Annotated in this window: 14 protein-coding genes and 3 tRNA genes; 8 read left to right on the forward strand and 9 right to left on the reverse strand. The window is 44.7% G+C overall.

The window, feature by feature from the left end; translation table 11 throughout:
* The first annotated feature begins 184 nt into the window (after nucleotides 1–184).
* From OCV57_RS13655 to OCV57_RS13665, 3 genes are all read left to right on the forward strand, one after another.
* Nucleotides 185–2,020: a recombinase family protein gene (locus tag OCV57_RS13655; RefSeq protein WP_267301987.1), complete on the forward strand. Its 1,836-nt coding sequence runs from the start codon at nucleotides 185–187 to the stop codon at nucleotides 2,018–2,020.
* Complete coding sequence (locus tag OCV57_RS13660; RefSeq protein WP_022287558.1) at nucleotides 1,974–2,321, forward strand: sigma-70 family RNA polymerase sigma factor; 348 nt, start codon at nucleotides 1,974–1,976, stop codon at nucleotides 2,319–2,321. The genes OCV57_RS13655 and OCV57_RS13660 overlap by 47 nt, the downstream gene beginning before the upstream one ends.
* A gap of 269 nt (nucleotides 2,322–2,590) precedes the next feature.
* Nucleotides 2,591–3,007 (forward strand): Hsp20/alpha crystallin family protein, encoded by a 417-nt coding sequence (locus OCV57_RS13665; RefSeq protein ID WP_022287557.1) that lies wholly within the window; start codon nucleotides 2,591–2,593, stop codon nucleotides 3,005–3,007.
* 122 nt (nucleotides 3,008–3,129) lie between these two features.
* On the opposite strand, the gene OCV57_RS13670 is transcribed toward OCV57_RS13665, so the two are convergent.
* Nucleotides 3,130–3,624 carry a VanZ family protein gene (locus OCV57_RS13670; RefSeq protein WP_022287556.1) on the reverse strand — a complete coding sequence of 165 codons (495 nt, stop codon included), beginning with the start codon at nucleotides 3,622–3,624 and terminating at the stop codon, nucleotides 3,130–3,132.
* Nucleotides 3,584–4,936 (reverse strand): CCA tRNA nucleotidyltransferase, encoded by a 1,353-nt coding sequence (locus tag OCV57_RS13675; protein ID WP_267301990.1) that lies wholly within the window; start codon nucleotides 4,934–4,936, stop codon nucleotides 3,584–3,586. The genes OCV57_RS13670 and OCV57_RS13675 overlap by 41 nt, the downstream gene beginning before the upstream one ends.
* A gap of 60 nt (nucleotides 4,937–4,996) precedes the next feature.
* Here OCV57_RS13675 and lnt point away from each other — a divergent pair, with 60 nt between their 5' ends.
* On the forward strand, nucleotides 4,997–6,424 hold the full coding sequence (gene lnt / locus OCV57_RS13680; RefSeq protein WP_267301992.1) for an apolipoprotein N-acyltransferase: 1,428 nt from the start codon (nucleotides 4,997–4,999) through the stop codon (nucleotides 6,422–6,424).
* Nucleotides 6,425–6,705: 281 nt separating this feature from the next.
* Here lnt and OCV57_RS13685 read toward each other — a convergent pair whose 3' ends face one another.
* The 5 genes from OCV57_RS13685 to OCV57_RS13705 all read right to left on the reverse strand — a co-directional run bounded on the left by OCV57_RS13685 (nucleotide 6,706) and on the right by OCV57_RS13705 (nucleotide 12,468).
* Nucleotides 6,706–8,817 (reverse strand): glycoside hydrolase family 36 protein, encoded by a 2,112-nt coding sequence (locus tag OCV57_RS13685; RefSeq protein WP_267301994.1) that lies wholly within the window; start codon nucleotides 8,815–8,817, stop codon nucleotides 6,706–6,708.
* Nucleotides 8,818–8,867: 50 nt separating this feature from the next.
* Complete coding sequence (gene coaBC, locus OCV57_RS13690) at nucleotides 8,868–10,061, reverse strand: bifunctional phosphopantothenoylcysteine decarboxylase/phosphopantothenate--cysteine ligase CoaBC (RefSeq protein WP_267301996.1); 1,194 nt, start codon at nucleotides 10,059–10,061, stop codon at nucleotides 8,868–8,870.
* A 268-nt stretch (nucleotides 10,062–10,329) separates the two neighbouring features.
* A complete protein-coding gene (locus tag OCV57_RS13695) occupies nucleotides 10,330–12,090 on the reverse strand; it encodes a D-alanyl-D-alanine carboxypeptidase family protein (protein WP_267301997.1) in 1,761 nt (586 codons plus the stop codon).
* A 201-nt stretch (nucleotides 12,091–12,291) separates the two neighbouring features.
* Nucleotides 12,292–12,367 (reverse strand) — tRNA-Gln (locus tag OCV57_RS13700).
* 25 nt (nucleotides 12,368–12,392) lie between these two features.
* A tRNA-Gln gene (locus OCV57_RS13705) sits at nucleotides 12,393–12,468 on the reverse strand.
* 228 nt (nucleotides 12,469–12,696) lie between these two features.
* Here OCV57_RS13705 and mscL point away from each other — a divergent pair.
* From mscL to OCV57_RS13725, 4 genes are all read left to right on the forward strand, one after another.
* Nucleotides 12,697–13,146 (forward strand): large conductance mechanosensitive channel protein MscL, encoded by a 450-nt coding sequence (gene mscL, locus OCV57_RS13710; RefSeq protein WP_267301998.1) that lies wholly within the window; start codon nucleotides 12,697–12,699, stop codon nucleotides 13,144–13,146.
* A gap of 289 nt (nucleotides 13,147–13,435) precedes the next feature.
* The gene (locus OCV57_RS13715; protein ID WP_267301999.1) at nucleotides 13,436–15,070 is read left to right on the forward strand and encodes a class I adenylate-forming enzyme family protein; all 1,635 of its coding nucleotides are present in this window, start codon (nucleotides 13,436–13,438) and stop codon (nucleotides 15,068–15,070) included.
* A gap of 24 nt (nucleotides 15,071–15,094) precedes the next feature.
* Nucleotides 15,095–15,688, forward strand: a complete 594-nt coding sequence (locus OCV57_RS13720) for a hypothetical protein (protein WP_267302001.1) — start codon at nucleotides 15,095–15,097, stop codon at nucleotides 15,686–15,688.
* 86 nt (nucleotides 15,689–15,774) lie between these two features.
* Nucleotides 15,775–15,866, forward strand: a tRNA-Ser gene (locus OCV57_RS13725).
* A 52-nt stretch (nucleotides 15,867–15,918) separates the two neighbouring features.
* On the opposite strand, the gene OCV57_RS13730 is transcribed toward OCV57_RS13725, so the two are convergent.
* Both OCV57_RS13730 and OCV57_RS13735 read right to left on the reverse strand, forming a co-directional pair.
* Complete coding sequence (locus tag OCV57_RS13730; protein WP_267302002.1) at nucleotides 15,919–17,070, reverse strand: tyrosine-type recombinase/integrase; 1,152 nt, start codon at nucleotides 17,068–17,070, stop codon at nucleotides 15,919–15,921.
* A 164-nt stretch (nucleotides 17,071–17,234) separates the two neighbouring features.
* Nucleotides 17,235–18,587: an exonuclease domain-containing protein gene (locus OCV57_RS13735; RefSeq protein WP_267302003.1), complete on the reverse strand. Its 1,353-nt coding sequence runs from the start codon at nucleotides 18,585–18,587 to the stop codon at nucleotides 17,235–17,237.
* Nucleotides 18,588–18,592: the final 5 nt, after the last annotated feature.

The following is an 18,592-nucleotide window of genomic DNA, read 5'->3' on the forward strand; positions in this document are numbered from 1 at the left end:
TTGTGTGGTAACTTTATTTTATCAGATTTTTGCCTATCTCTCTTTTCTTTTTTCTTAATTTTGTCCAATATCTATTGTAGCACTACAATTAATTTTCTCAATACTTGACTATTGTTTATTGACTTACACCATTTATTGTGGTATGCTGTATGATACCCAATAAAATAAAAAAGGAGAACCTCATATGAGTACAAGCAATACTGACTGCGATAATCGGAAGTACGCCATATATGCCCGTAAATCGAAGTTTACAGCAAAAGGCGAAAGTATAAATCAGCAGATCGACCGCTGTAAACTTCATCTTAGCAGTATGAACGTTGCTGAGGAAGATATTATCATATTCGAGGACGAGGGCTATTCTGGCGGCAATACCGACAGACCTCAGTTTAAAGAGATGATGGATATGTGTGAGGATAACAAAATCCAATGCGTAATATGCTATAAGCTCGATAGAATAAGCCGATCTGTGTCAGATTTTACAAATACATTCAACAACTTAGAAAAGCACAATATTCGCTTTATCTCCGTCAGCGATGGTCTCAACGGAACTAACAGCCCTATGGATAAGGCAATGATACAGCTTGTAGCCGTGTTTGCCGAACTGGAGCGAAATATAATTGCTGAACGTATTATTGATAATATGACCGAGCTAGCACAGAAAGGTCGGTGGCTCGGCGGCACAACTCCAACGGGTTACAAAAGCGTTGAAACCTTCGGCAGTACTAATAAAGAGGGCAAAGTGCACTACGCCCGAAAACTCGAGATAGTACCCGAAGAAATGGAACTAATCAAGAGAATTTATAAGCTTTATCTCAAAACAGAATCCCTTACGGCTGTTCAGGCAACCCTACTTAATGATAACATCAAAACGAAAATGGGTAATGAGTACACACGTTTTGCAATAAAGGTTATTCTAAGTAATCCCGTATATGCTAAGGCTGATAACGCTGTCCTTAAATTTTTTGAGAATAAAGGCTCGACAATATACGCAGAAGACACCGAATTTGACGGAACTAAAGGAATGATGGTTTATAATAAAACCAAGCAAGAGAAGAATACCAGCCATAAAATTAAACCTTACAATGAATGGATCGTAGCTATTGGCGAACATGAAGGTGTTATAGGTGGAGCAGACTGGGTAAGTGTTCAAAATATTCTGGATAAAAATAAGGATAAGAACTACAATCGCCCACGCAGCCATTGTGCATTGCTTTCTGGATTACTCAGATGCAAATGCGGTTCTATAATGTACCCTCGTGTGGCAAAAACTTATAATGAACGAGGAGAAAGAAACTTTGCGTATGCGTGTAAGATGATGCTTAACTCAAATCGACAAAGATGCAATGTAAAACGCATAAACGGCAACTTCCTCGATGATCTTGTCTGGGAGCAAATCAAAGTTCTGACATCGGATAAATCTGAATTGGCAAAGCAGCTGAAAGAGGCACAGGGCAATTTTGAAAGCGATGAACAGCCTGTACTTAAAGAACTGGAGCAGATGAAAAAAAGGCTTAGCGACAATAAACAAAAACAAAAGAACCTTATAAATTTTATTGCCAATAACGGAAGTAAAATGTCGCCTGAAATGTCCGATGACGCTAATGAGCAATACCGAAAGCTTGAAAACAGCAACAAAGAGATCAGCTCAAAAATAATCAAGCTTGAAGAAGTTGTCGCACAAAGCGAGCAAGCATTTGCTAATTTCAAAGATCTTGCAACTCGCCTATCTGAATTTTCAGCAGCCTTAGATACCCAAACCACCTTTGAGGACAAACGTTACGCTGTGCGGCAAGTCATAGAACACGCTGAATGGGATGGCGAAAATGTAAAATTATTCTTTACTGGTAACCGAACAGTAGAACTTCAAGATATAAAGGACGAACTCGCAAACTATAAAAAAGCCCACAGAAAGTGGGCAAAGACAAGCTCTGATGAAAATGCGACATTAGGTGAGGATAGCGAACGAGATACTAATGCACTTTCGCTCCCAGAAAAAGTCTGCCAACGATATCCACTTTGACGAGCCTGTTGACTCCGATAAGGACGGCAATCAGCTTTGCCTTATCGACATAATCGCAGACGGAGAGGACGTTGCCGACAAAATAGAGCTTTCCATTCGCAGTGAACAGCTCTACCGCTATATCGAAAGCTCTCTTGATGAGCGTGAAAGACAGATAGTCACTTTGCGCTATGGCCTTTTCGGTCAGCCGCAGCTGCCGCAGCGAGAAGTCGCAAAACGCCTTGGTATCTCACGTTCCTATGTTTCAAGGATAGAAAAGAAAGCCTTGAAGCTTCTTAAAGACCGCTTCGATAAGCAGTGATAGGCGTTGACGCAGTAGGGGCGAACAGCGTTCGCCCGCTGATTATCATATCATGTCATTGTTTTAGCACTCATAAAACTAATATGCTAGCACTCACGTAATGAGAGTGCTAAAATTCAGCTAATGTTCACAATATCTTCACACAATAAACACATAGCAGGGGTATCATAAAGACAATGAAGAAAGGAAATGATACCAATGGAAGAGCAGAATAAATGATAAAAGCTTACAAGACAATTTAAGATATAACACATCAAGGAGGAATTTATATGTTTGGACTTACACCATTTGAAAGAAAGAGCTACGACCTGTTTAACGCATTCCATGATTTTGAGAATGATTTCTTTGGAGAAAATGCACTCCAGAGCTTCAAGACCGATATCAAGGACGAGGGCGACAAATATGTAATGGAAGCAGAGCTTCCGGGCTTTGATAAAGACGATATCAAGCTTGACATCTCAGGCAACGATCTTGTTCTTACCGCTGAGCATAAGGCAGAGACAGAGGATAAGAAAGACAAGTATATCCGCCGTGAGAGGACATACGGTTCTTATCAGAGAAGCTTTGACCTTACGGGCATTGATACCAACAATATCGCCGCAGAGTACAAGAATGGTATCCTGACCCTTGACCTGCCAAAGATGCAGGATGTAAAGCCTGAAACCAAAAGACTTGAGATAAAGTGATTTAAGTAAAGCCTAGGCTTTGAATGAGGCGATACCAATGGGTCACGATATGATTTGCAATAGGTTTTGCTAGAATAAAATATCCGTGAGAGCGAAATGCCCCCACGGATATTTTTTTGTTATCACGATTTTTTCTCACGGCTTTTGAGCCATATTTTTCGTATTAGTATGGCAAGTAAAATTCCTGCCACTGCACCGCTTGTGTCGATAAGAACATCACCCACCTGCCCTGCACGCCCCGGCACGAAAAGCTGATGTATCTCATCGCTTGAAGCGTAGATGCAAGAAAAAACTGCCGCAAAAAGCCCTCTGTATCCAAGCTTTTTCACCATAGCAAGATTTATGAACGCCAGTATTCCAAGCAAGGCGTATTCGCTGAAATGCGCAAGCTTTCTTATGATGAACGTGGCGGTGTCCTTGTATTCCGCCTGCGCTGTAGTGTCAAGGCTGTCATATACAGGGTTGACAAATTCTATCACTGTGTTAAACACCGCATTTGATTGCTTGTTTGACTCGTCAGCATTGTTTGCCGAGAACATGAATATCACCACGCACCACAGCACAAGTGCCGACCCTTTAAGTATTATCTTTATCCTGCCTTTTGAAGTTGCTTTCAATGTAGCCTTTCAGCTCCTCTTTTTTGTTTTCCACCTTTTCGTCTATAACACCATTCAACGCAAGCTCCAGCCCAATGCCGATATCCTTTCCGCCAAAGCCCATTTGTAAAAGATCTTTGCCGTTTATGTCAAGGTCGCAAATGTGGATACACTCGTTGTCCTCTTTTATCTCCATTGCAAGCTCTGCGATATGGTCAAGTTCTGCAAGCTTTTCCTGCCGTTTGTAGTCCGACTGGGCATATGTGTCAGCCCTGCGCACCTCCAGATAATCCATAACAAAGTCAAAGTCATGCTGAGCCATAAATCTCCGCACCGACTTTTTCGTGGCAGGTATCCTGTTGTCATGCTCCCATATAAGCTCATAAATATATTTCGCCGACGCGTTGTCTATCCTGAGCCTTTTTAATATCTTCTCCGCCATGTAAGCCCCCTGGAACTGGTGCTTTTTAAAGTGCGAAATGCCGTTCTCGTCAACAGTGTGCATTCTCGGCTTGCCAATATCGTGAAGAAGCATAGTAAGTCTCATCTGCCACTGTGGTCTGACGTTCTCAACGCTCAAACAAATGTGACCGTAAACATCAAGAAAATGGTGGGGATTGTTCTGCCTGAAATCAAAGCTTTCCCGAAGCTCAGGTATGAACACCGCTATGACCTCACGATAGTCAAGCAATATCTTCCTTACACCCTTTCCACAGAGAAGCTTTTTAAGCTCCGACGCAATGCGTTCGGCGGAAATGCTTTTTAAAAGCTCACGTTGTTCAAGTATAGCCTTTGAGGTCTTTTCCTCGATCTCAAACCCAAGGCATGAAGAAAATTTCAGCCCTCTTAATATCCTCAGAGCGTCCTCGTCAAAACGCTTTTCAGGTTCGCCAACGCATTTTATAATGCCCTTTTCAAGGTCGCCTTGTCCACCGTAAAGGTCAATAAGCCCCTCTTTTGGTGAGTATGCCATAGCGTTCACAGTAAAGTCACGACGTTTTAAGTCCTCCTCCAGCGAGCTTTCAAATGTCACCTGAGCAGGCTTTCTATGCCCTATATACTCTCCGTCACTGCGATAACAGGTTATCTCCACCGGCTCGCCCTCTATCAAAATAGTGAGAGTGCCATGCTTTAGCCCAGTTTCAATAGTGCGGAAATTTGCGAAAACTTCAAGCATTTTGTCAGGGGTGCAGTTTGTGCAGACATCGTAATCATGAGGCTTTTTGCCAAGCAGACTATCTCTTACACAGCCACCGACTATATAACCCTCGTAGCCGCACTCATTCAGCCTGTCAAGAGCCGTCCTGACAAACTGCGGAATAAAGATCTCCAATTTACTGCCTCCCTTTATAGTTTTGTGAATTATGTGCGACTTTCGGGTCATAATATTTACATGAATATCTCGAAAATAATTGACCCCAAAATCTCACGGAGAGCGTTCCTCGCCCTCACGGGTATAGTGAGCGCACTTATGCAATCTATCTTGAATTTGCCGTGGCTTGCGTTTTTTATCTTTGCGCCAATGGTGCATTGCCTGTCGGTCTGCCATGAAAAAAGGGCTTTCAGGCTTGATTTTCTGTGCTATTTTGTACCATATTATCTTTTTCAGCTCACTTTTATGCTCACTATATGGAAAATATGTCCTCTGCCGTCCTTTGTCTCTATACCTCTTGCCACTTTAGCGTGGTTAGGTCTGACCTTGTGGGAGTGCATTCTTATGTATCTTCCACTGAGCCTTTTCCTGCCCCTGCGACCGCATCTCAAACACCGTTTGTCTGAGATAGTTTTGCTCTGCCTGCTTTTGACAGCAGGGGAGTGGCTTCAAGAGAAAGTTCCGATTTTGGCGTTTCCTTGGTCTGCGGCATGGCTAGCTGTAACAAGTTCGCCACTGCTTTTGCAATCCGCCACGCTCATAAGCTGCCGCCTTACAAGCTTTATAATTTTCCTGCTCAACGGTCTGCATGGTGAGATATATACTAGCAAAAAGCGTTTTGCCTATACCGCCTTTGCACTGCTTTTGCAGGGGGCAAATTTAAGCTACGGACTTTATTCCATAAACCTCGACAAAAAGCTTGATAACATCTACCCTCAGATAGACGTTATCTGCGCACAGGATAGTCTGGAGGGCAGGGAAAAATCACACCGTAAAGCCCTTGATTCAGCACGCTCCTATCTTTCTATAATGGAAAGCTGTTGGCGGTGGGGTACTGATCTTGTTCTGCTTCCTGAAACTGCCGTGTCGAAAGACTATGACGAACAGCTAAAAGAATTTTCCCTTATATCAGACTTTGCCGCCACCCATGGGTGTACCCTTGTGACAGGCTCGTTCTATCTTGAAAACGGCAAGGATTACAACGCTCTTTTCGCCTATGATAAAAACGGCATTGCGTCTTCGCCCTACCTGAAACAAGTGCTTGTGCCTTTCGGTGAAAAGACACCTTTTGCAGGCATTTTCCACCTTGACACTATGAGCGAATGTGCAGACGAAAGACACACCAAGCCCCTCGCCTCCGACGGCATGACCATAGGCTCTGTTATCTGCATAGAGTCCATTTTTCCAAGCCTTGTGAGCCGACAGAAAGAGCAGGGCGCACAGATAATTTGCGTTTCCACCAACGATTCATGGTTTGGCAAAAGCTCCGCCCGTGAACAGCATTACCGCCACTGCATAATGCGAGCCGTTGAGAACAGAAGATATGTCCTCCGTGCAGGAAACTGCGGAATATCAGCGATAATATCTCCCACAGGCGAGCAACTGTCCGTAAAATCGGACAAATCAAAAGGTGCGGTGTGGGGAAAAGTTACCCTTATTGGCAGGTGACTTTGAGCAACACAATCTTATTAGGTGTATCAGACAACTCCGATATCCGACGGGCGAACAGTGTTCGCCCCTACCGCCCTTTGTCGGGTTTCAGGGTTTGTGCGATAAATTATAAGGCGAAACCTCGAGGAGCGGGACGTCGTATTTCTGTGAGCTTGCGAACAGAAATTGCGCCGCTCCCCTACAAGATCGTGCCAAAGCACAAATTCATATGTAGGGGCGAACATTGTTCGCCCGCATTTTTTTGCACAAACTACAGAAACCCTACCAAGCTCGTATTTTTACCACTCTATCTCGAAAAGTCTAGCCATATAAGGTCTGTCAAACTTAACGGAAACATTGCCTGTCGCCTTTGAAAACTCCACAGGGGTCTCGCTGAAATCAGGATAAATGCACTTCACTCTTGCGTCAACACCCTTGAGGAAGTCTATAGGCAAAACGCAGGTGTCGCTCTTGCCCTCTCTCCTCCATACGGCAAGATAAGCCTTGTTGCCGTTTCTCAGACCGAGAGATACCCAGTCGTCCGAAAATTTGGACAGACCCAAGCTCCAGAACGGCACGGCTTCCTTTATGTCCGCCCTTATCTTCTTGTAAACGCTGATAGCCTCTTTAACGAGTGCCTTGCGTTCAGGGTCGATGTTGCCAAGATGACCGCTCTGGTGGATACGCAGAAGCATTGCATTTATCATGTTGAAAACAACTTCTTCTCTGTCACCTGAGGTGATAGGATAAGCCCAGATAGCCGATTGCTCAGGGCAAAGGGCAGTAGGGGAGTTCGCCGCAATGGTGCAGTATTTTTTGTAATCGTCCTGATCTGATGTGGACTGAATGGAGTATCTTGACAGCATCGCATAGTCCATTCTGAGTCCGCCGCTGGAGCAGTTTTCAATAATAAGGTCAGGGTGACGAGCAAAAACACCGTCAAGCCATTCAAGATAAGCTTTCTCATGACCCCACAGACCCTCGCCAACGCTGTCGCAGTTCTGCTCAGTGCCTATGCCAGGCTCTATGTTGTAATCCATTTTTATATAGCCAATGCCGTATTCAGAAACGAGCCTGTCTATTACCTCGTCAGCGTGGGAACGGACTTTAGGGTTTCTGAAATCAAGCTGATAACGGCTTCTGTCATAGACTCTCTTGCCATGACGTGTGAAGAACCAACTGTCATCGCAAACGCTGTCCACAAGCGGACACTTTATTCCCATGACCTCTATTTCAAGCCAAAGTCCAGGTATCATACCCTTTTTGCGGATATAGTCGGCAACTTCCTTTACGCCGTTAGGAAAACGCTTTCTGCTCTCTTTCCATTCGCCGACCTCGTCCCACCAAAAGCCGTCAGCATACCAGCCTGCGTCAATGCAGAAATATTCACAGCCTGCCTCTGCCGCAGCGTCCACAAGGGGAAACTCCTTTTCAGCCGTAGGGTCGCCCCACAGACAGTTCATGTAGTCGTTGAATATTACCGCAAGCCTCTGATTGTCCTTGTTGCGGCGGCGTATCTTTCTGCGGTATTTCGTCAGCTCGCCCATAGCTTTGTCAAAGCTTCCTGTCACCGAGCCTACTGCACATTTCACGCTTTCTATGCTCTCGTTAGGTGCAAGGTTTTTATACCAGTGGGACTCTATCTCCGACGGACCAGAAAGCTGTAAGTAGAAGTGTCCTCCCACGTCCGAAAGCTCCCAGTGCCAAGAGCCGTTTTGCTCTATCTGCCAAAACAGCACCGAGCCTGCTTCTGTGTTTTCAAGCACACCCATTGGTATGTATTCCTTTGCCGACCAGTTTCCAACGTTTGTGCAGGCAAATACCTTTGATGAACGCTGTTCCGTAGGCTTTGCAGAGGACGCAAGCCCCACCTGTTCAAGAGTGTAGTCCTGCCACTGCAATTCACGCTGCCATGAGTTGTGGCATACCCATATCTTCATCTTGTCCTCAGGCTTTTTAAGCCCCTCTTTTTCTACGCCCGTCAGCGCAAAGGAGGACATATATTCAATGGTCTGTACCTCGCTGCCCTTGTTTGTAAGGGTAGTCCAACAGCGTACAACAGACGTGCCGGTGTAAAACTGATAGTGGGACACAGCTTCAAGACCTGTGCCCTCATCAAATGTCACAAGCTCAAGCTTTCTGCCATAATCATTGTTCACATCACGGAAGTCCTTGAACTTCATTCTCCAACCCGGAGCGGTCACAATATATTTGTTGCCGTGACGCTCGTCAGGGCGGTCGATACCGCTCGCCTGTATCTCTACAGGTCTGAAAGTTTTCAGCCCCATGTATGAAGCCGTCTTGGCTTCATCAAAAGGCAGGGCAGAGAAGTGCAGAAGCTTTGCCTCGTTCTCGTCTGTTATCTCAAATACTATATTAATGCCGTTTTCATATATCTCAATACGTTTCATATGGCGTATTTCCCTTCGTGATCTATTTATCTGTACATATTATCGTACACTTATATCATTTTCGCAAGCTCGTCAAGTATCCTGTGAGCAGCGTCCTCTTTCGTCATCATAGGCAGCTCCACAGCACCGCCCTCAGTGATAAGGGTGATAACATTAGTGTCCGTCTTGAAGCCTGCGCCAGCGGTCTTTAGTGAGTTTGCGCATATCATATCGCAGTTTTTGTTGGTGAGCTTTTTCTCAGAGTTCTTGATAACGTCCTGCGTTTCCATGGAAAAACCGCATATGACCTGACCGTCACGTTTGTGCTGACCTAGATAGCCAAGAATATCCTGCGTGCGTTTTAGCTCTATCTTCATGTCATCGTCAGACTTTTTTATCTTGTTGTCAGCCACCGCAACAGGCGTGTAGTCAGCCACAGCCGCCGCCTTTACGATAATATCCTGCTCAGGAGCAAGCTTTGTGACAGCTTCAAACATATCCGCCGCAGACTTTACGTTCACAACGTCCACGAACATAGGCGGCAAAACCTCCATGTGACCTGCCACCAACGTCACCTTTGCACCTCTTTGCATAGCCGCTTTAGCAAGTGCACAGCCCATTTTTCCGCTTGAATGATTAGTGATGTACCTCACAGGGTCGATAGCCTCCATGGTCGCGCCAGCCGTAACAAGCACCTTTTTGCCTGCAAGATCCTTCTCGAAAGCAAGCTCCCGAAGAATGTATTCAAACAACACCTCAGGCTCAGGCATTCTGCCGTCGCCGTCATCACCGTTTGCAAGCATACCTCTGTCAGGAGCGATCATCTCGTAGCCGAAACGCTCAAGCTTCTGGATATTGTCCTGCACAATAGGATTGTGATACATATTGTGGTTCATGGCAGGGGATATCATTTTCTTGCAAGGGCAAGCCATGACAGTGGTGGTGAGCATATCGTCAGCAATGCCGTATGCTATCTTCCCGATAACATTAGCGGAAGCAGGAGCGACCATAACAAGGTCAGCCTGCTTTGCAAGAGCAACGTGTTCCACACTGTATTGAAAATTTCTGTCAAAAGTATCTATAAGGCACTTGTTGCCTGTGAGAGATTCAAAAGTGATAAGGTTTATAAATTGGGTGGCATTCTGGGTCATGAGTACCTGAACATTGCAGCCCTGCTTTTTGAGCAGTCTTGCTAAAGTTGGGACCTTGTAAGCCGCAATACTGCCGCTGACGCCGAGAACGACCGTCTTACCTGAAAGAAGCATAGAGATGACCTCCTTAGTGGAAATATATAAGGCAACACCGCACAAAGCCCGCCTGACGGCTTTGCACACCATCTGCTTGCAGATTTTCCGTCATATCACACAAAAAATCTGACTACGCATCTGACGCACAATCTTTGTGCGGTATTGCCTTAAATATAGTATAACACAGATCATGTTGAAATGCAAGATTTCAAGTGATAAGTGAGCAAGGAAAATAACAGAAAACCGTTGCCCACAGATGCCCGTGAACAGCGGTCTAAACCATATGTCAATCCTTGTATTGCGAAGTTATCCCGAAGTATTCTTCAAGAGAAAGTCCGCTGTTGGTTATGTTTTGTGCTAAAGGCGTGCCTACATATCTTATATGCCAAGGCTCGTACTGATAACCGGTGTAAGCCTCCTTGCCCTTTGGATAACGAATTATAAAACCATATTTCGCACAGTTGTTGGCAAGCCACTTGGCTTCTCTTGTGCCGCCAAATGAGTCGCTGGCGTTGTTTACGTCTATTGCCATGCCTGTCTGATGGTCGCTGTAGCCGGGTCTTGCGGAGTATTTGTCTGCCGCAGCCTTGCCGTCACGGTTGCAGTACATATCATAAAGGTACTTCTGATCGTAATAAGAGCGGTAGCCTGAGCATACCCACAGGCTTATGCCGTCTTTATATGCAGCTGTCTGCATCTTTTTGAATGCCGCTGATGTTTCTTTGGTCAGACCCTTTGGGTCATAGCTTGCAGGGAGGGAATATGTTTTGTTCGCCAAAAGAACTCCGTCAACAAAGCTCATGCCGTTTATGACCTCGACAGTGTGGTCTGGGGTCTTGACGGTTATCTCCTCGGAATATGCTCCATAGTGATTTGAACCTTTATCGTCCGTCTTGCAGGCTCTTACCTTGAATCTGTATGTAGTCTTTGCGTAAAGTCCGTTTATTGCGCAGGAATTTACCGTAGATGAAGCTATGTTCTTCCACTTGCCGTTTGTGTATATAAACACCTTGTAGCTTGTGCAGCCTACAGACTTCCAGTTAAGGTCAAGGGTCGAAGCGGTGATGTCAGAAGCTTTTACTCCTGTTACCTTCCTTGGATTTGTGGCGGAATTGTAGTTTTCACAATAGTCGCTGTATATCTTAACTCCGTCTACTATCTTATATGCTCTTACCTTGAAATTCTCCCTTGTTGCCGCAGGCAGACCCTTGACAGTGTAGGTCGTGCCTTTCACGTCAGCTATCTCAGGATATTTACCCTTTGAACGCATTCCCACAGAATAGCCGTCCGCACCGCTCACAGCGTTCCAGCTAAGCTTTATAGAACTTGTGTTAGGGGTCTTAGATGTCAGACCAGTGACCTTGTTCACCATGACAGCCTGTGCCGTTATCTCCTGCGAATATTTGCCGTAGTGATTTGCACCCTTATCGTCACGCTTGCAGGCTCTTACTTTAAATTTATAGCTTCCTGCGTCAAGTCCTATGACAGTGTAGCTGTTTGTATCCGTCTGCGCTATCTGCTTCCACTTGCCGTTTTTCAGCATAAAGACACGATAGTTTGAACAGCCCACTTTTTTCCATGAAAGGCTGACAGAAGCATTGCCCGTCTGAGCTTTAAGACCGCTTATAGGGCGCGGATTTGTGGCGGAATTGTAGTTCACTGAATAGTCGCCATAGACCTTTTGACCATTCACTATCTTATAGGCTCTTACCTTGAAGTTCTCCCTCGTTGCCGCAGGCAGACCTGTAACAAGATATGTAGTGTCCGTAACGTCAGCTATCTCAGGATACTGACCCTTTGAACGCATTCCAACAGAATAGCCGTCCGCGCCATTCACGGCGTTCCAGCTAAGTCTTATGGAGCTTATATCAGGGGTTTTAGATGTCAGCCCTGTGACCTGAGGCAGACTTGTCTGCTCCACAGCTTCTGCCGCCTGCACAGGCATACTCACATTTAGCACGCTGTCAGGCACAGCACCTGCCGCACATATCATCATAGCGGCACAAGCCACTGCCGCTGCATTTTTTCTGTTTATTATCTTTTTCATTTTTCAGACCTCCTTTGATGAAATTCTTTTGCACTTTAAGTATAACACATTTTTACCAGTTTGTAAACACGCAATCCCGAATTATTTTTGTTCACATTTTGTTTTTTATGTTTACTTATACTCAGTTGCAAAACCTCTCTTTTGGTTGCTGAAAGAATATATAAAAAAACAAAGACCGCAGAAAAAATCTACGGTCTTTTGTGGCTGGGGTGGAAGGATTCGAACCTTCGGAATGACGGAGTCAGAGTCCGTTGCCTTACCACTTGGCGACACCCCAATGTTTGTTCGATTTAGCTTGTTTTTGGTTGGGATAGATGGATTCGAACCATCGGAATGACGGAGTCAAAGTCCGCTGCCTTACCTCTTGGCTATATCCCATCGTCATGTCCCTCACTCAAACAGCTTAATCATTATAGCACACCATTTCGGGAAATGCAATACCTTTTCATGTTTGTTTACAAAGCATTTACAGCGTATTAACATATATGGGCAAAACGACGTAAAACCGTACGATTTTGTAGAAAAACTATTGAAAATGGTCAAAATATGTGATAAAATGGCCATAAGAGCGTGGCTCGGAACAAAAAACGAAAGGTCGTAACCGTTATGGAAGAGAAGAAAAAAGGATTTATCAAGAAGTTTGTAAATGAGTTCAAGGCGTTTGCTCTCAAAGGAAACGTCATGGACTTGGCAGTGGGCGTTATCATAGGCGCTGCGTTTCAGGGTATCGTGACGTCATTTACTGAGAATTTTATCAACCCGATAATAGGCTGTATAGGCGGTGCTGACGTAGAGGGCAAGATACATTTGCTTGGAAATCAGTACATAAACTACGGCGCATTTCTGACGGCAGTGATAAACTTCATAATCATGGCGTTCGTTATTTTTGTAATAATGAAGATCATAAACAAGCTTGCGTCACTTGGCAAGCATGAAGAGCCTGAAAAGCCTGCAGAGCCACCGGTGGACATAGTGCTTCTTACAGAGATCAGGGATCTTCTCAAGGCACAGCAGGGGGCTGAGGCGAGCAAAGAGGAAGAAAAGGCAGAAGAATAAGATCTGAAACGGTACACTTTTTTAGTTAAGGGACAGCTCCCATGTGGGGCTGTCTTTTTTTGTTGGTTATCTTTTTGACGGTATTCGCTCAAATTCAGGTAGGGGCAAACACTTTTCTTCTGTAAAAACTCCACAATTATTGCTTCTTCACTTTGTCACTTATTCTGTTTTAAATCTCTTTACTTTTTTGTCATCATATGATAAAATAATAACATATATGTTTGTGAATACTTTTAAGCTTTTAAGTTTTCTAGCTTTCAAGCTTTTAATTATGAAAGGAAGTTTTTGTATGCCTATAACCGAGATACTGGAGCGTAACGCACGAGAGTTCGGAAATGATGTTGCTCTGGTAGAGGTCAATCCTGAGATCAGAGAAACCAGACGTGTGACTTGGAAGGAATATGAGCTTATCGAGCCTAACCCGGTCTGTCATTATCGCCGTGAGATAACCTGGAGCGTTTTCAACGAAAAGGCTAACCGCTTTGCCAATCTGCTTTTATCCCGTGGGGTAAAAAAGGGTGACAAGGTGGGTATCCTGCTTATGAACTGTCTTGAATGGCTGCCTATTTATTTTGGTATCCTCAAGACGGGTGCGCTTGCAGTGCCGTTTAATTTCAGATACACTCCAGAGGAGATAAAATACTGTCTTGACCTTGCCGAGGTGGATATTCTTGTATTTGGCCCTGAATTTATCGGCAGAGTTGAGGAGATAGCTGATGAGATAAGCAAGAACAGACTTCTTTTCTATGTTGGCGAGAACTGTCCGTCATTTGCGGAGCATTATGACAGGCTCACTGCAAATTGTGCAAGCACTACTCCGTACATAGAGCTTACTGACGAAGATGATGCGGCTATCTACTTCTCGTCAGGCACAACTGGCTTCCCGAAGGCTATCCTGCACAATCACGAGAGCCTTATGCACGCCGCAAGAGTTGAGCAGAATCATCACGGTCAGACAAAGGAGGACGTTTTCCTTTGTATCCCTCCGCTTTATCATACAGGTGCGAAGATGCACTGGTTCGGAAGCCTTATCTCAGGGGGCAAGGCGGTGCTTCTCAAGGGCGTGAAGCCTGAATTTATACTTGATACTGTATCGAGGGAAAAGTGTACTATCGTATGGCTTCTTGTGCCTTGGGCACAGGATATCCTTGACGCTATCGACAGCGGCGAGGTGACACTTTCAAAGTATGAGCTTTCACAGTGGAGGCTTATGCACATAGGCGCACAGCCTGTTCCGCCGTCACTTATTGCACGCTGGAAAAAGGTTTTCCCTAACCACAAATATGACACTAACTATGGTCTTAGCGAATCTATAGGTCCCGGCTGTGTACACCTTGGTGTGGATAACATTGACAAGGTAGGCGCAATAGGCAAGGCAGGCTTTGGCTGGAAGGTCAAGATAGTTGATGATAAGGGCAACACTGTAAAGCGTGGCGAAGTGGGCGAGCTTTGCGTAAAAGGTCCTGGAGTTATGACCTGCTACTACAGAGATCCAAAGGCGACGGCTGAAACTCTCAAAGACGGCTGGCTTTTCACTGGCGACATGGCTCAGGAGGACGAGGACGGATTTATTTACCTCGTTGACCGCAAAAAGGACGTTATTATAAGTGGTGGAGAAAATCTTTACCCTGTACAGATAGAAGACTTTTTGAGAAGTCACGACGCTATCAGGGACGTGGCAGTAATTGGATTGCCTGACCAGCGTTTGGGCGAGATAGCGGCGGCAATAATCGAACTAAAGCCAGACCACCCATGCACAGAGGAAGAGATAATGGCGTTCTGCCAGAAGCTTCCGAGATACAAGCGTCCGCACAAGATAATTTTTGCAGACATACCGAGAAACCCGACGGGCAAGATAGAGAAGCCGAAGCTCAGGAAGATATACTGCGGCGAGAGCCTTGTGGCAAAGCAGAATCACGGATAAAAAAAGTAAAGAGGGGTAACGAAAATGGGACGAGAAGTAGTATTTGCCAACATACGAAAAAGAATGATAGCAATGATAGTTGGCGGTGTGATACTCACGCTAATGGGTGGATTTATCTCATTTGCGGCGGTAGTAGCCGGTGAATACGGCGTATTGATACTTGGACTTTTTGCGCTTACGCCTGGTGTTATATTTCTTATATTTGGTACGTCACGGAGGACGCACCCTGAAAAGAGTGGCATATTCAAAGCCAATCCCGATCTTTTACAGCAGGCTGACGAGCTTTACGCCAACATACAATATCAGGACGATTATATTATCGTATCCGACAGGGTGCTTGCCAACAAGAAAGTGCCATTTCAGATGTGTTGGCGAGAGGAAGCCTACGGCATTTACCAGCACACCGCGAGTATGAATTTCATCAGCTACACCAACGAGATAATCGTCTGCACGAAGCACAAGAAGAATGTACTGCGTTTTAACGTATATGCCAAGGGCAAGGACACCGCCATGGGGCTTATGCAATTGCTTTCCCAATGTTGTCCCAACGCAATGGTAGGCTACACTCCTGAAACGCTTGCATATGTTAAGGATATGCAGAGGCGTGCTCAGCAATAGATAATGGACAAGCTCTTTGTGCTTAAATTTGCACAAAGGGCTTGACTTTTTTTGTGATTACTTGTATAATAGTATAGTTGACACAAGGAGATGTACCCAAGTGGCTGAAGGGTCCGCACTCGAAATGCGGTAGTACGGCAAAACCGTAGCGAGAGTTCAAATCTCTCCATCTCCGCCAAACGAACAAAAACCACCGTAAATACGGTGGTTTTCTTTTGTATACACGATTTTTACACGATTGTGTTCAATATCTTCACCGCACGTTCTTCCTCTCGTGGGTAGAGGTGCGAGTAGGTGTTCCATGTCATTGATATGTTGGAATGTCCAAGACGTCTTGCTATCTCCTGAATGTTTATGCCCTCATTGGCGAGCAGGGAAGCGTGGCTGTGACGGAAGTCATGAATACGGATACGTTTGACACCTGCCAAGTCTGCAAACTTCTTGTTGGTCTTTTCAAGGGACGTGTCACGAATAGGACGCTCACCGCCGCAGATATACATATTATCATTGAACTTCGGTACAGCTTTCTTACAGCGTTCGTAATGTTCTGACAGCACTGCTCTTAATGGCTCTGGTATCTGTATCGTCCGTATGCTTGGCTTGTTCTTTGGTGGCGTGATACGATCACCGCCTTTGAGCTTCTGAGCAATGCTCTTGGTGATGGATATGTAGCCGTCTTTTATATCCGTCCATTGCAGAGCGTATATCTCGCCTTTTCGCATACCCATGTAAAATGCTATGTTGAAAAATACATAGTAGTTCCATTCGTACATTGAGCCGCCGTCCTCTGCTTCCTGAGCATAATTCGTAGCTGCCGATATGTATTTCTTGAACTCGTCAGGCGTGTAGAAAAGCATTTCTTTCTTGGCTTCAAGGGGCGCTTTGAAGTTGCCTGCGGTGATAACAGGATTTTTCGGAATGTATTCCATTTTCACAGCATAGTTCATCATTGCACGAAATTCGCCGTAAATGTTCTTTCGTGTGACGATAGCCAATCCCTGCTCTGACAGCTCCTGCTTCCATTTCTGCACCATTGGTACGTTCAGATTATCTATCCTCACGCTTTCAAAGGTGGGCAGGACGTTCTTTCTCAGTATTCTTAGGGACTTGTCCAGTGATGTTTCACGGACCTCTGAACGCTTGGCTGTGATGTACTCCGTGAATAGCTGTCCGATAGTCATTTTTGAAGCTATCTCTTTAGCATTGAGCTTTTGTGTAAGCTGGATTTCAAGCTGCTTAGCCGTCTCTGCACCGAACGCCACACGGTCTATCTGATGAGGCTTTCCGAAACTGTCCGTATAATTGACACGCACACGATATTTTTGCAGACCGTCTTTTCTGATGTTCTTTCCGTTCTTGTCTGTCATTTTGTAGATCGGCATAAATATTCCTCCTATTCTTGACACTTCCTCGAAAGTGTGCTACAATAAAAGGGCAGAATTCGCCCTTTCGTGGTTGAAGTGGGTGTGAATTTTAATCGAGCTGATACTGTCAATATCAGTTCACCTGTCCTCTGAGTGCTGTCAACGCTCGGAGGACTTTTTTGTTATGTAGTTGCTTCGCTGTATATGATAGGTAAAAAGTCTGTTTCGTTTATTATCTTGACTTTCTTGCCTGCTTCTTGAAGCTCTCTTGCTTTGAGTACCTCAGAGCCGTAATTGCCGTATGACCAATCAGGACTGCCGTAAGCTCCTACTACAAGATAGTCAGTCTTGCCACTTACGGACGTTCGGATAGTTGCACCCATTGCTTCATATATCGGCGTTATCTCACTTGTATCTCCGAGCTGACACTCGCCTGTGAAAACAAGCACCTTGCCGTCAAGGTTTATAAGTTCCTCTGATGAAACGTCCTTGTCAAACTCAGGCTTGCAAATATCATTGAAAACCTCAAGCATTTCATCAAGCTCGTGCTGTTCAAGTATGCCGTCTTCCAAAGCATTTTCTATTATTCTTTTCAGTTTATCGAAAGGATAAATATTGCAGAATTCCTCGTTGCAATCAAGCCAATCTTTCAGCTCCATAACTTCTTCGTCAGTAAGGATATTGTCGTCAGTAATATCCAACAGCATTTCCTGTAGTTCTCGTATGGCTTTGGTCTTTGCTGAGTAGCGAACGTTATAGCTATTCTTTTTCAACGTGAATTTTGCGTGATTATGTATCTTTGGCGTCGCTTTCTCGCTCAGCTTTTCAAATATCTGCTGAGTTGCCAACACATCAGACAATGCACGGTGGGCAGAGTCATTGGTGACATTAAGTTTCCTGCATAGCGTACTCAGCTTGTGATTTTCAAGTTTTGGAAACACCTGTTGAGAAAGCTCCAACGTATCGCATACTTTATTTTTATAAGGTAGATTAAAACGCTGACAAGCTGCCGAAATAAACTGACTGTCAAAATCAATATTATGTCCTACAAGTATATCGTTCCCGATAAATTTCAAGAACTTTGGAAGCACAATATTTATACTTGGAGCGTCCGACACCATTTCATTTGTTATCCCTGTGAGATCTTCAACTTCCTCTGGTATTCTTTTCTTCGGCTTAACAAGCTGCTCAAATGTGTCAACTATCTCAGAGCCTTCAACAAGCACCGCTCCAAATTCTGTGATAAAGTCATACTGTGGGTTTAGCCCTGTTGTTTCAAGGTCGATGACAACATATCTGTTTGGAGTGTTAGCAATTTTCCGCTTATGCTCCGCTCTTGAATGGACTTCTCTTGCAGGAACATCTTCGCCTTCCGAAAAATTTTCAGATGTATCTATACTTATGGTATTTCTTTTTGTGTCCGTCTGTTTTTGAACTTCCTGCCATGTTATCTCTTTATTGCGTTCTTTCTTATTATGATAGTACCTTGCAACGCAGATAATAGCAATAACGGCGGCTATTATCACAAATGGCACGTTGT

Source organism: Hominimerdicola aceti (assembly GCF_025567495.1).
Classification (GTDB): domain Bacteria; phylum Bacillota; class Clostridia; order Oscillospirales; family Ruminococcaceae; genus Hominimerdicola; species Hominimerdicola aceti.